Source organism: Methylorubrum podarium, assembly GCF_040270385.1.
In the GTDB taxonomy this organism is placed as follows: domain Bacteria; phylum Pseudomonadota; class Alphaproteobacteria; order Rhizobiales; family Beijerinckiaceae; genus Methylobacterium; species Methylobacterium podarium.
The window spans coordinates 1-12,465 of the sequence record NZ_JBELQE010000048.1 but is presented as its reverse complement, the minus strand read 5'-3'; the positions used below and the strand labels follow the sequence as shown (position 1 = coordinate 12,465).

Genomic DNA, 12,465 nt, shown 5'->3' with positions numbered 1-12,465 from the left:
GAGTTCCTGTTCGGTTGCCGCTGTGGATCGGCGGAGGTGTCACGGTCAGAAACGGTAATTCGCCATTGCGCCGACCATCCCGATCGTCCGCGCAGGTCCCGTCTTGCGGATGAACGTCCCGGGCTCGAACGCGCTGGCCGACACCGTAAGGTTCAGTTCCGGCGTGGCCTGCCATGCCACGGTGAGTTCGATCTGCGTGCCGATGAAGCGTGCGTCGCCGTCCTCGCCGCTGCGCACGAGGAATCCGGGGATCGCGTAGATGCCGTCGCCTGTGCTCTGTCGCCAATAGGCGGCCCCCGTCAGCGAGACGGCGAGATCGTCACGGGGGCTCGCCGTGACGGTCGGCCGGAGATGGATCAGGTTGCGCGGGCCGATCGGCGAGAGGGCGCCGAAATACTTGCCCCTCGGGAAGAGTGGATTGAAGGTCCCGAGCTTCGGATCGTTCCGATCGGCATCCCCCGAGATCACGTCGGCGGTGAAGCTGACGGCGGGCTGCAGCGGCACATTCAGGAAGCGGCGGCCGACTTCGCCGCCGACGCCCCAGGCGCGATGCGCTCATCGACACCCCTGCCGAGCGCGGCGGCCGTTTTCCGATCAGCCGACGGCTTTCGGCACGGGCGTCGCGAGCAGCTGCTGCTCCCAGAGATAGGCGATGCCGCTGCCGGCGGCGTGCTGCTTGAGCACCTCCGTCAGGCCAGTGGCAGTGTCCAGACGGGCCCAGTCGCGCTGCCACTCGGCCGCCAGCGCCAGCCAGGTCATCACGTTCACGCCGGCCCGGATCATGCGCTGGATGGCGACCTCGTGCGCCTCGACCGAGGTGCCGCCGGACGCGTCGGTGATGACCGTGACGTCCCAGCCCTCGCCCGCGGCCTGGATCGCCGGCATCGCCACGCAGATCTCGGTCCACAGCCCGGCGATGATCAGTTGCTTACGACCCGTCGCCTTGACGGCATCGACGGCCTTCGGATCTTCCCAGGTGTTGATGAACGTGCGGTCGATCACCGCCTGGCCCGGGAACACGTCGGTGACCTGCGGGAAGATGACGCCGCCGCGCTCCGCGATGACGCTCGTCAGGATGGTGGGCACGCCGAACACCTTCGCCGACTTGGCCAGAGCGGTCGTGTTGTTCACGACCATGTGCGGGTCGTGACTGTTCAGGTTCGCGAGCTGGTAGGGCTGGTGGTCGATCAGGACGAGGACCGAGTCGTCGGGGCGAAGAAGAGAATCGAGTCCGTTCCGAAAAGCCATGTCCGAGATCACCTCCGTTGGCGGGGTCCGCGGCGCACCGTGCATCGACCGCCGCATCGACCGTCGCATCGACGGGGCGGACAGTGGCAGTTGCGAAATTCGCGCGGTAGGCTGGCCTTCGGCTACACCGTGTCGCCGAACGGGGAACGACATCTTGGACATCGAGGACCTGCGCACCTTCGTCGAGGTCGCCGACACCGGAGGCGTCTCGGCAGCCGCGCGCCGTCTCGGCGTGTCGAAGTCCATCGTCAGCCGAAGGCTCATTCGGCTGGAGGCCGACCTCGGCGTCCAGCTCCTCGCCCGCACCACGCACGGCGCCTCGCTGACGGAGGCCGGGACCACGTTCCGGGACTACGCGGCACGGGTCTGCGCCGAGATCGACGTCGCCCGGGAGACGGTGTCACCCGGCGGCGATCTCCGCGGCCGCCTGCGCGTGGCCATGCCGCTGACGTTCGGTCCCACCCACTTCGCGCCGGTGATCGCGGCGATGGCCCGGCGCCATCCGCTGCTCCATGTCCACGCGACCTACGGCGACCGTTTCGTCGACCTCGTCGCGGAGGGGTTCGATTGCGCGATCCGGGTCGGTTACCTCGCCGATTCCAACCTGATCGCGCGGCGGGTCGGGCCGATCCACGGGAGCTTCGTCGCGAGCCCGGACTATGTCAGGGCGCACGGCTCGCCGGAGACGCCGGAGGAACTCGCCGGCCATCCGGCGCTCATGCAGGGGACCGAGACCTGGCAGTACACGGACGGCGACGCGATCAGGACGTTCCGTCCGCAGGGCCGCTTCAAGGCCGACAACGGCGTTGCACTCGCGGCGGCGGCCGTGGCAGGCCTCGGCATCGCCTGGCTTCCCGACTGCATCACCTACGAATACGTCGCCTCGGGCAGGCTCGTGCGGGTCATGACGCGTCACCCGCCGCCGCCGGCGGCGGCCTACGTCGTTCGGCCACCCGGCCCCCATGCCGCCCGGAAGGTGCGGGAGTTGACCGAGCTGCTGATCGAGCACTTCGCGAGCGCGCCGGAGCTTTGGGGCCTCGACGCCGCGGGGCGCGGGTCCGGCGCCTGAAGGGAGGCGTTCCGCATCCCGCGACACGGTTCTGCGCCCCGCGCGGCTACCAGCACCGCGCGGCTGCCGGCTAGACCGGACGTCCGGGTTCTCGACGGAACGATCCGTCTCGCCGCCCCGGACCGAGAGGATGATCTCATGAGCTGGAACCCGGCCCTGGAACCGGGCGGTCCCGACGCGGTGGGCGTCGACGCGGTCGAGACGCTCATCGTTCCCCGCGCGCGCGACCTCGGCGGCTTCGAAGTCCGGCGCGCCTTGCCGGCGCCCAACCGGCAGATGGTCGGGCCGTTCATCTTCTTCGACCAGGCCGGCCCCGCCGAACTCCTGACGGGTCAGGGCATCGACGTGCGGCCGCACCCGCATATCGGTCTGGGCACCGTCACCTACCTCTTTCGCGGCGACTTCCATCACCGGGACAGCACCGGGGCCGACCAGGTCATCCGTCCCGGCGCGCTGAACTGGATGGTGGCGGGACGCGGCGTCACCCATTCGGAACGCACGAGCGCGGCGGCCCGGAGCGGACCCAACAGCCTGTTCGGGATCCAGACCTGGCTCGCCCTTCCGGAGAGCCAGGAGGATGTGGCGCCGAGCTTCGAGCACCACGGCAAGGAGGCGCTGCCCGTGATCGAGGGCGGAGGCGTCTCCCTGCGCCTGATCCTCGGGACCGCCTACGGCCAGGCCGCCCCCGCGACGATGTTCTCGGAGACCTTCTACGCCGACGTGAGGATGGAGCCGGGCAGCCCGCTGCCGATGCCGGACGATCACGAGGACCGGGGCCTCTACGTCGTCGAGGGCTCGATCTCGGTGGCCGGCCGGGACTACGGGGCGTCCCACATGATGGTCTTCCGCCCCGGCGACAGGATCACCGTCGCCGCCGGCGACCGTGGCGCGCGGCTGATGATCCTGGGCGGCGCGACGCTCGCGGGCCCGCGCTACATCTGGTGGAACTTCGTCGCCTCCTCGAAGGAGCGCATCGAGGCGGCGAAGGCCGAATGGCGCGCGCGGCAATGGGGCGAAGGGCGCTTCGACCTTCCGGCCGGCGACCGGGACGAGCACATCCCGCTCCCGGATTGAGAAGCACGACAAGGCGTTGGCGCGGCGTCCGGCCGCGCGGTCCGAGACGACAGGCGCGAAGCATGTGCGCAGGCGTGCGATGGAGAAAGCCGCATGAGCGACAGGTGGCCCCACCTCGACTATCTCGGTTGGCGCGAGACGTGTTCGGCCCTGCACCTCTACCTGCAGATCGCCGGCAAATATCGGCTGGCGCATAGCCCGTGGCTCAACCACTCCTGGAACGCGACCTTCTCCGTCACGCCTCGTGGCCTCTCCTCCTCGCCCATCCCTGATGGGCCGGGGATCGAGATCCTGTTCGATCTTCACGCGCACAGGGTCGTCGGCACGAATGGTGACGGCCGCGAGGCGTCGTTCGCGCTCGGCCCGTCCACGGTCGCGACGTTCCATGCCGATTTCGTCCGCTTGGTGTCCGACCTCGGCGGGACGCCCGTTTTCGACGGGCGGCCGAACGAGGTGCCCTATCCGATGCCCTTCCGCGAGGATCATCGCGACCGGCCCTGGGATCGGGACGCCGTACAGCGCTTCCATCGTGCGTCGATGGCCGTCGATCGGGTGTTCAAGGCGTTCCGGACCTCCTTCCTCGGCAAGTCCAGCCCGGTCCACCTGTTCTGGGGCGCCCTCGACCTCGCCGTGACCCGCTTCTCGGGCCGGCGAGCACCACTCCATCGCGGCGGCATCCCTGCGCTTCCGGACGACGTGGCGCGGGAAGCCTACGACCGCGAGGTCTCCTCAGCGGGCTTCTGGCCGGGCGGCAACGGCATCGACTATCCCGCCTTCTACGCCTATGCCTACCCGGCGCCGAACGGCTTTCGAAGTGCACCGGTTCGGCCCGATGCCGCCTTCTGGCACGAGGAGCTGAGCGAGTTCGTTCTGCCCTACGACGCCGTGCGGTCGGCAGCCGATCCCGACGACGCTCTCATGGCGTTTCTCGTCTCGACCTACGAGGCCGCCGCCGACCGGGGCGAATGGGACCGTGACCTGCTCGAATGCGTGCCGGGTCAGCCGCGCAAGGCGAGGCAATCGGACGCCGAGCCATCCGGCACGTCATCTCAGGCGAGCGACGTGACGGTCGAACGGGAGGACGGTGCAACGAAGGGGCGTTACCGGATCGTCGTCGAGGGTATCGAGGCCGACATGACCTTCACCCGCTCCAGCGAGACATTGATCATCATCGACTCGACCAACGTCCCGGCCGCCCTGCGGGGCCGCAGGATCGGCGAGCAGATGGTTCGCCGGGCGGTCGAAGATGCCCGGCGTGATGGGGTCACCATCATCCCGCTCTGTCCCTTCGCGAAGGCACAGATCGCGCGTCGCCCGGAATGGCAGGACGTGCTGCGTCGAGCATAGTCTGCAGCACATCCGCTGCACCTTCACCAGAGCCGGGCTCGCCTCAAGCGTGTCGAGAAGGCACTGCAGGCGCGGCGTCACGCCGTCGACCGGCTCGTAGCGCGCCTTGGACGGACGCCCGAGCATGAAGAGGTGCTCGCGTTCCGGCTCGGTCGGCACTCATCATTGAGCCGGGCCTCTCCTCGGACGCCAGGTCGTGGAGACTCTGGACAACACCGAGTCTGCTTACGCATCACCCGCGGACCGACTGCCGCGCGCGGGCCAAGGTTTTGAGGTGGCGCACAGCAACCACCAGGGATGGCTGGATCAGGCCCGGAAAGGGATGGTCCGCTCGCAGCTCATCGGAGCAGAAAACCGGGCGCTCGCCCTGGATGCTTCAGAACGGGAGGAGCCGTCGAAAGCGGGCAATATTCACGAGAGCCACAAGGGAAGAGGCCACGTATGTGAGGGCAGCGGCGCGCAGTACGGTGCGGGCGCCGGGCATGTCGCCCGCGTCGAGGAAGCGACCCGTCTCCAGAATGGGCAGCGCCCGGCGGAAGCTCGCATCGAGTTCGACGGGCAGCGTCAGGAAATGAAACAGGAGGCGAACGCCGAGGAGCGCGACGCCGATACCCATCTGCAGGGCGAGAAGCGCAGGCGAATGGACGAAGGCGAGTACCACGGGCGCGGTCATCAACACCAAGGCCGCGGCGAACTCGAAGCCCTGCACGACAGGGGCGAACCTCACCCGCGCCGCGAGGAGCCGGTCCCCCGCCGCGTGCTGGAGCGCATGGGCGACCTCGTGCGCCGCGACCGCGACCGCCGTGATCGAGCGGCCGTCATGATTCCCCGGCGACAGCCGCACGACGTTGGCGACCGGATCGTAGTGGTCGGCTGGCGCGATCTCGACAGGGACGTGCTCCAGCCGCGCCAGGTCGAGCAGATGGCGGGCGAGTTCGCCGCCGGTCCCGGGCAGGTCCAGCCGCTCGGTGGCGTGTCGCTGCATCACCCGGCGCACCCACCACTGAGGGCCGAACACCAGACCGAACAGGAGGGCGGCGCCAAGCGCTAGGAGGACGGGCACGAAGGATATGTGGGCACGCGGCCGTATCCAGGAAAGCGCGACATTTCACTGGATGATATCGCGATGGATGCGGGACCCGCAACGCTTCTATTGAAAGAAGCACCGGACCGTTAGCCATGTTCCTTCACGTTCCAGGCAAGAAGGTGGAGCTAACTGGCTTCACCTCAGATGCTGCGCCGTCCCCGTCATCCGGACACGACCATGTCTCTTATTTCGATGGAACTCGGAGCGGACCACACCCGCAAGCCGTACGGCCGTGGGAGGCGGCGCTTGATCATTCAGATCGGCCTGGTGTCGCTGATGGTGACCACCGCCTTGTCGGGGTTCTTCTTCACGAACACGCATCAGCAAGCGCTGATCGATCTCCGCGAGGGCGGACGTCAGATGCGCATCGCGCAGGAAGCGCTGATGGATGCAGAAACCTATGTCTTGAACAAGGCTCTCGGGGATGGCGACACTGGTATCAGTGAGTACAACCGCGCGCTCGAGGCGCTGCACAGCCGGCGCAACGCGCAGCTCGCCCTGCTGACGCCTTTCATCCGAACATCGGACGTCAACGCGACCATCGGAGGCCTGATCGACGCGCTTCAGGCGAGCTGGACGGACGTGCTGGAACTCGCGCGCAACGGACGCCTCAACGAGGCGCAGGCGCTGCTCAGGGAGCGTCGAAGCGCTGCCCAGGTCGGTCAGATCCGGAGCGCCTTCGACGCGTTCCTGACCGACTGGAACTCGCGCTTCGCCGTCCACGAGACTCGTATCGAGATCGGCAAGCTCATCGTCCTGCTTTCGCAGATCCTGATCGGCGGGATGATGGTCTTTGCCTTTCGGTCCGCAGCGCGCGATGCTCAAGCGCGCCAGACTGCCATCACGCAGGTGGAGGCCTCCCGCAAGCAGGTCGGCCACCTGTTCGGGATGGCGGATATGCTGCAAAGCGCAGCGGATCACCACGACGCCAACGCGGTTCTGAGAGCCACCGCCGGGGAGCTGATCGGCGGGTTCGGCGGTGCTCTGTACGTCTTCAACAACTCGCGCGATCGTTTGGTGCTCTCCACCTCGTGGTCGTGCGGTGATGCCGTCCCCTTGCCGGAGACCATCATGGTCAGTCAGTGCTGGGCCATGAAGCGCGGCAAGCCGCACATCAACCAGGGAGGGGCAAAGGCTCTCTGCTGCGAGCACCATGTTTCGAGCCTAGCAGCCTTGGAGATCCCCATGGCAGCGCGCGGCGAGAACCTCGGGCTTCTGCAAATCTTCGCTGAGGGGGCCGATGCGGAAGCGCGTCTGGCGGCGATCCTGCCGCTCAGCTCGGCACTCGGCGATGCCATGTCGCTCGCGCTCTCGAACATCGCTCTGCGCGAGAAGCTGCGCAGCCAAGCCCTGCGCGATCCCCTGACGGGCCTCTACAACCGCCGCTACATGGAGGACAGCCTCGAACGGTACGTCCGGCTCGCCGAACGCGAGAACCGGAAGGTGTCTGTCGTCATGATTGATCTCGACCATTTCAAGCGGTTGAATGACGAGCACGGTCACGCGACCGGCGACGCGGTCCTGCGCGAAGCCGCAGCCGCCATTGTCGGCGCCCTGCGGGAGACGGATGTTGCCTGCCGGTATGGCGGTGAGGAAATGATCGTGTTCCTGCCCGATTGCGATCTTGAGGACGCGGCCACCAAGGCCGAGCAGATCCGAGCTCGCATCGAGAGCCTGTCAGGCACGCATGGGGCGAAGGTCTCCGCCTCGCTCGGTGTCGCTTCCGTCCCAAGCACCTCCGGCACCAGCGCCGACCTGATACGCGCGGCGGATACGGCGCTCTACCGGGCCAAACACAACGGCCGGAACCAAGTCGCTGTGGCGCCGCTGCGTCAAGGATGGCGAAGCCAATCCGAGGCAACGACAGATGAGCCCGCACTCCTGCGGATGGCTGCGGAGTAGCGGCTCAAGGTCGTCTTTTCGACGTTGTATGGCGCATGCAACGATGGACAGAAATTGCGCCAGGAAGAAATTTTATAGCAATAAAATCCCGCAAAGAGCCGATCAGTCACATCAAGCTTGGATTTGTAGCGGCCGATAGGGTCGAGTGAACCTGTGAGGAAGAAGCCTGAGACGACGCTTGGGCCGAGCATCACCGTCTCAGGTTGCGTGGGCTATCGCGCTCACCAGTTGCCGCGGACGGTAAGGCTTTTGAACGAACTGCCCGGCATCGGGCATCTGGTCGCTGGTGAGCCACTGCCGACCTGATGTCACGACAAGCCGAACATGCGGCCAGCGCTCCGCGACGTGAGTTGCCAAGGTCAGCCCATCCATCGTCCCCGGCATGTTGATGTCGGTGAAGAGCACGCCGATGTCGTCGCGGCCTTCGAGGATGGGCAACGCCTCATCGGCCGTCGCCGCCTGCAACACGGTGAGTCCCTCGTCCTCCAAGATGTCGGTGGCGAGCATGCGCAGCAGGTTATCGTCTTCGACAACCAGTACGACGGCAGAAACAAGGGGTGGGTGCGGGCTCATGGCGTGCTAACCGCATCTCTTGTGGCCCAGTTTCGACGAGTTTCTCGCAGCGCCTGTCTGTCGTGCGATTTGTGTCAGCCGCCCTGCCCAGCTCGGTTCGACCACCGTGTGGCACTGTCGTCTCATCAACCCGCACCAACGGCCTCTCGGAGAAGCGCCCAGAACGCTTGGTGCTCGGGACCGCTGCGTCCTTCGGCTAGAAAGTCGGAGAGAGGGATGTCGGCAATGTTTCCGCCCGACGCCTCGTTGCTCGCGTGTCGAACGAAGGTGCGCCCTGAAGCCTCATCAACGACGAGGTACCAGCGATCACCATTTGGGCTGGCGTAGATCTCGCGCATACGACCCTCGTCTCAGCAACTCCGAGTCGACTCAAGCGGATTGAAGCCTGCGAGAGGTCTACTCGGATTGGAGCAAACCGCCCAGCCCGCCGGCGGCTCGATCGCATCGACGCGGAGCCGGTTCAATTCGGCACACCCGGTCCTGGGCCCCTGCAGGAACCGAGGTGACCGGCCGAGCACCTCGGAAGCCTCGTTGTGCGACTTCGACCTGATCACCCACGCCATCGGTCTCGTCACTGAGACCGGGCACCTCGTCCAGCTGGCGCAAACCGGTGAACCGGTCGCGCTCTTCCCGGTAGCGGACGATGTCATGTCCATGGCCTTCAACAGGGGGCAAAGCGTCCAGCTCTTCGGCGGTGCGAACCTCATGACTTTGAGCATTTCGGCCACGGACCAGGGTCGCGCAGCGCACATAGACCGAAACTCGTAAAACTCTTCGTCCGAAGGCTCCGTACCCGCCCTCAACATCGCGAACGGCTCCGCACCGGAAATGCGGTTTGATCATCTTTTGCTGCGTGTGCGAAGTCAGAGCGCACGATAGTTTTATGTCCCTTCCAGGAACTCGACCGGGAGGATTGTTTTCTCTCATCTCAGGCTGGCTTCGTCGGTCTCTGCAGGAGAACACGGATGAACACACGCACCCTAACCCTCGCCGCTGCGGCACTCCTCGGCGGACTGGCGGTGAGTGCCGGGACGGCATCGGCCGCTCCCCTCGCCATCAGCACGGTGCAGACAGATCCGTTCTTGGTGACCACGGTGCAGATGACGCGCATGGAACGGCGGATGATGGAACGCCGCATGATGGAGCGGCGGATGATGGAACGTCGCATGGACCGCCGCATGGAACGACGGCGGATGGAGCGACGGATGGACCGCCGCATGATGAACCGCATGTAAACTGGAAGAAATGAGGGCTCCGCGCAGAGCCCTCAGCCAAAGGTTGGCTCCGAAGATCCGCAAAATAGCGCTTGTTCAGATCTTCCCGACGAGCTAAATCGCTGATCCCAGACAAAAAAGGCCGCTCCGGTGAGGGAGCGGCCCGAAGTCTAGGGAGGAAACGCCCAAGAAGGGCAGCACGACCGCGACGCCATCGCGGTCTCGCATAATTCAAAATTAGATGTTGCGCCGCACAAAGCAAGCCCCTCCGGGCGTGATTGCCGTTGCATATACGACATAGCTTGCGGCTTGGGTGCGTCAGCACACCGGTGGTGGCGGGGCGTCACCCGCCTTCTGGTGGTCCTCGGCGGCGACGAAGCTGCTGAAGTACACCCACGCGCTCGAAGGCTCGCCGGCCCTTGCCTCGACCGACATCTGCGGCACTCGGTACGGGCCGACCGTTCCGCATCCCAATGCAATCGCAAGACGGCTCACTGCCCAGCTCGACTGAGGCAGACTGGACTTAAAAAAGAGGTGAGGGTGCCGACGGCGCGATACTCGGGCGTCGGTCCACATGCGGCCCCCAGCTCGACGCCAGCGGCCGCCGTCATCCGACTGTCATATGCCCGACTTCATCATGGAAGGCCGTTGAGTGCCCCTTGTGGAGATGCGTCGGTGGCGTGCCAGCATGGTTCCGGGCGCCTAGCCGGGTTTCGCATCGACGGCTACAACCTCAAGCTCGAAGAGAATGGCGGCTTCGTTGGCGACCGCGTCCGCAGCCGAGCCTTTGCCGCGGTCCTGGACGGCCTCAGACGGAGCGCGTGCGATGCCGGGCCGGATCCGCTCGGGTCAGTCGCGAGCGATGACAGGCCAGCCCTCGACAAGATCCTGGAACAGGAAGGAACCGCGGCGGCCCGCCTGATCGGACAAGCGGTCGAGCGCTACGCGACCGAGTTCGCGGAGGTGGTGCGCCGCTTCCTCGCCACGCGCGAGTGGGCCGGCATCGAGGCCGTAGCCGTCGGGGGTGGCCTGCGGGGGAGCCGGTTGGGCGAGCGGGCGATCCGGCGTGCCGAAGCCCTCCTGGAAGCCGGCGGCCATCCGGTTCGGGTCCGGCCCATTCAGGTCGACCCCGACGAGGCCGCGCTGCTGGGCGCGGTCCATCTCAGGCCGGCGGACGTGCCGGGGCACGAAGCCATCCTCGCTGTCGATATCGGTGGCGGCAACGTCCGGGCCGGTGTGGTTCGACCAGGTCGCGGGGGTAGCCGGGCCGCTGAGGTGCTGCTGCGCGAGCACTGGCGTCACCGCCATGAACGGGTCGACCGTGACGAGATGGTGACGCGGCTCACGACCATGCTGGCCAGCCTGGTGCACCGTGCGCGGCATGAGGGCTTGAGCGTGGCACCCTTCGTCGGCATCGGCTGCCCGGGTGCGATCAGGGCGGACGGCGCCATCACCTGCGGGACGCAGAACCTGCCGGGCAACTGGCAGGAGGCCGGTTTCAACCTGCCGGCCCGCGTGGCCGCGTCGCTGTCGAGTATCGACGACGACGAAGTCAGGGTCATCCTTCACAACGACGCAGTGCTGCAGGGCCTGGGCGAGGCGTCGCGGATGTGTGGCTACGTCCGTTGGGGCGTGCTGACCATCGGCACGGGGCTGGGCAACGCCACCTTCACGAGCCTCACGAGCGTCAGCCTGAGTGAGGAGCCGTCCGGCGAGAGGCCCCTGGCCCACGCAGGGTCAGCCTGACGGAAGCCGGCCACCCGTCGCCCAGGCATGAGATGCACCTGAGTTGCTCGACCCTCGTGGGGGGCCTCGAACGCTAATCCGGGTACGACGCCATGCCGGACGCTTCCCGGGCCGCCTCGCGCGCCTTCCGGTCAGCCCGTTCCTCGGCCGCCTCGGCTGCCTCGCGCGCCGCGTCCAACTTGCTGACCTGGGCCCGACTGGCGCAGCGCTCGCGCAGCTCGGTGAGTTCCTCCTCGGTCAGGCTCTCGATGCCGATGTAGCGGTTCTGGGCCGCGCTGGCCCGGATCAGCTCGTCGAGCTTGGCCTGGATGGCTGCGCCATCCCGGTTCTGCGTGTTCTGGATCAGGAACACCATCAGGAACGTCACGATGGTCGTGCCCGTGTTGATGATGAGCTGCCAGGTATCCGAGTAGTGGAACACGGGGCCGCTCACCGCCCAGGCCAGGATGACCGCGATGCTCGCCCCGAAGGTGAGGGGCTTCCCCGCCGCGCGTGCGATGGACGAGGAGAACGCCGTGAAGGTCTTCGAGGGTTGCATCCGCTGCTCCGAGCTGCACCGGTCGCTGATGACCGCCTGACTGCGCAGGCATCCGCAGCCTGCATATTCGACCCGTAAACTGAACAGGAACATCCCGCCGGACGAAACGCCCCCTGCGCGGGGATGCTCCGGACCTGACCGCGCCACTTGCCGGAACCGCACCTCGAGCGCCTGCGACGGCCGACTGACCAGGAGGACTGCGGCGGCGAGCGTAGCGGCCCCGAGCTCACGCCGGTTCACCATGGCTGTCGGTGTTACCTTCATCTCCGGCGCGCTGAGGGATGGTCGCCGCGACAGAATGGTGCCGGGATGTGCAACCTCTATGCCCTGACCAAGAGCCAGGACGAGATCCGGCGCCTGTTCGAGGTGGCGGTCGATCACACCGGCAACCTGCCGCCGCTGCCCGGCATCTTCCCAAACACGGCCGCGCCGGTCGTCCACGTCGCGGACGGGCGACGCATCCTCTCGATGTATCGCTGGGGCATGCCGTCGCCGGCCTTCGCCCTGAAGGGCAAGAAGACCGACCCAGGCGTCACGAACGTGCGCAACACGGCCTCGCCGCACTGGCGGCGCTGGCTCGGCCCGGAGCATCGCTGCCTCGTCCCGCTGACGAGCTTCTCCGAGAACGAGGCGCTGCCCGACGGCTCGCATCCGCCGGTGTGGTTCG

General features: G+C 66.8%; 13 protein-coding genes and 2 pseudogenes. 8 read left to right on the top strand and 7 right to left on the bottom strand.

Going from position 1 to position 12,465, the window contains the following annotated elements; translation table 11 throughout:
• Window positions 1-45: 45 nt before the first annotated feature.
• Window positions 46-540 (bottom strand): annotated as a pseudogene (locus ABS772_RS07325) (alginate export family protein); the annotation flags it as partial.
• A 54-nt stretch (window positions 541-594) separates the two neighbouring features.
• Window positions 595-1,248, bottom strand: a complete 654-nt coding sequence (locus ABS772_RS07320; RefSeq protein ID WP_350393356.1) for a hydrolase — start codon at window positions 1,246-1,248, stop codon at window positions 595-597.
• Window positions 1,249-1,402: 154 nt separating this feature from the next.
• Here ABS772_RS07320 and ABS772_RS07315 point away from each other — a divergent pair, with 154 nt between their 5' ends.
• The 3 genes from ABS772_RS07315 (at window position 1,403) to ABS772_RS07305 (ending at window position 4,738) form a co-directional block, all read left to right on the top strand.
• A complete protein-coding gene (locus ABS772_RS07315; RefSeq protein WP_350393354.1) occupies window positions 1,403-2,317 on the top strand; it encodes a LysR family transcriptional regulator in 915 nt (304 codons plus the stop codon).
• 138 nt (window positions 2,318-2,455) lie between these two features.
• Entirely contained in the window at window positions 2,456-3,391 is a 936-nt protein-coding gene (locus ABS772_RS07310; RefSeq protein ID WP_350393352.1) for a pirin family protein, read from the top strand.
• Between the two features lie 93 nt (window positions 3,392-3,484).
• Entirely contained in the window at window positions 3,485-4,738 is a 1,254-nt protein-coding gene (locus tag ABS772_RS07305; RefSeq protein WP_350393350.1) for a DUF5996 family protein, read from the top strand.
• A gap of 21 nt (window positions 4,739-4,759) precedes the next feature.
• Here ABS772_RS07305 and ABS772_RS07300 read toward each other — a convergent pair.
• Both ABS772_RS07300 and ABS772_RS07295 read right to left on the bottom strand, forming a co-directional pair.
• A pseudogene (locus ABS772_RS07300) lies at window positions 4,760-4,891 on the bottom strand (transcriptional regulator); the annotation flags it as partial.
• A gap of 223 nt (window positions 4,892-5,114) precedes the next feature.
• Entirely contained in the window at window positions 5,115-5,801 is a 687-nt protein-coding gene (locus tag ABS772_RS07295) for a zinc metallopeptidase (protein ID WP_350393348.1), read from the bottom strand.
• Between the two features lie 270 nt (window positions 5,802-6,071).
• On the opposite strand from ABS772_RS07295, the gene ABS772_RS07290 reads away from it, so the two are divergent.
• Window positions 6,072-7,727, top strand: a complete 1,656-nt coding sequence (locus tag ABS772_RS07290; RefSeq protein ID WP_350393346.1) for a GGDEF domain-containing protein — start codon at window positions 6,072-6,074, stop codon at window positions 7,725-7,727.
• A 198-nt stretch (window positions 7,728-7,925) separates the two neighbouring features.
• On the opposite strand, the gene ABS772_RS07285 is transcribed toward ABS772_RS07290, so the two are convergent.
• The gene (locus ABS772_RS07285) at window positions 7,926-8,300 is read right to left on the bottom strand and encodes a response regulator (RefSeq protein WP_350393343.1); all 375 of its coding nucleotides are present in this window, start codon (window positions 8,298-8,300) and stop codon (window positions 7,926-7,928) included.
• A gap of 125 nt (window positions 8,301-8,425) precedes the next feature.
• Entirely contained in the window at window positions 8,426-8,638 is a 213-nt protein-coding gene (locus ABS772_RS07280) for a hypothetical protein (protein WP_350393341.1), read from the bottom strand.
• A 193-nt stretch (window positions 8,639-8,831) separates the two neighbouring features.
• Between ABS772_RS07280 and ABS772_RS07275 the strand changes: the two genes are divergently transcribed.
• The 3 genes from ABS772_RS07275 (at window position 8,832) to ABS772_RS07265 (ending at window position 11,260) form a co-directional block, all read left to right on the top strand.
• Window positions 8,832-9,068, top strand: a complete 237-nt coding sequence (locus ABS772_RS07275; RefSeq protein ID WP_350393339.1) for a hypothetical protein — start codon at window positions 8,832-8,834, stop codon at window positions 9,066-9,068.
• Between the two features lie 197 nt (window positions 9,069-9,265).
• The gene (locus ABS772_RS07270; RefSeq protein ID WP_350393337.1) at window positions 9,266-9,535 is read left to right on the top strand and encodes a hypothetical protein; all 270 of its coding nucleotides are present in this window, start codon (window positions 9,266-9,268) and stop codon (window positions 9,533-9,535) included.
• A 654-nt stretch (window positions 9,536-10,189) separates the two neighbouring features.
• On the top strand, window positions 10,190-11,260 hold the full coding sequence (locus tag ABS772_RS07265; RefSeq protein WP_350393336.1) for an ROK family protein: 1,071 nt from the start codon (window positions 10,190-10,192) through the stop codon (window positions 11,258-11,260).
• Between the two features lie 73 nt (window positions 11,261-11,333).
• Here ABS772_RS07265 and ABS772_RS07260 read toward each other — a convergent pair whose 3' ends face one another.
• Window positions 11,334-11,798 carry a low affinity iron permease family protein gene (locus ABS772_RS07260; RefSeq protein ID WP_350393523.1) on the bottom strand — a complete coding sequence of 155 codons (465 nt, stop codon included), beginning with the start codon at window positions 11,796-11,798 and terminating at the stop codon, window positions 11,334-11,336.
• A gap of 309 nt (window positions 11,799-12,107) precedes the next feature.
• Between ABS772_RS07260 and ABS772_RS07255 the strand changes: the two genes are divergently transcribed.
• Window positions 12,108-12,465 (top strand): SOS response-associated peptidase family protein (locus ABS772_RS07255; protein ID WP_350393334.1); only part of this gene is annotated, 358 nt, incomplete at its 3' end.

Bases quoted from the DNA above. Each gene is read 5' to 3' on its own strand.
- ABS772_RS07320 (WP_350393356.1), bottom strand. From the start codon at position 1,248: ATGGCTTTTCGGAACGGACTCGATTCTCTTCTTCGCCCCGACGACTCG.
- ABS772_RS07310 (WP_350393352.1), top strand. From the start codon at position 2,456: ATGAGCTGGAACCCGGCCCTGGAACCGGGCGGTCCCGACGCGGTGGGC.
- ABS772_RS07305 (WP_350393350.1), top strand. From the start codon at position 3,485: ATGAGCGACAGGTGGCCCCACCTCGACTATCTCGGTTGGCGCGAGACG.
- ABS772_RS07285 (WP_350393343.1), bottom strand. From the start codon at position 8,300: ATGAGCCCGCACCCACCCCTTGTTTCTGCCGTCGTACTGGTTGTCGAA.
- ABS772_RS07280 (WP_350393341.1), bottom strand. From the start codon at position 8,638: ATGCGCGAGATCTACGCCAGCCCAAATGGTGATCGCTGGTACCTCGTC.
- ABS772_RS07270 (WP_350393337.1), top strand. From the start codon at position 9,266: ATGAACACACGCACCCTAACCCTCGCCGCTGCGGCACTCCTCGGCGGA.
- ABS772_RS07260 (WP_350393523.1), bottom strand. From the start codon at position 11,798: ATGCAACCCTCGAAGACCTTCACGGCGTTCTCCTCGTCCATCGCACGC.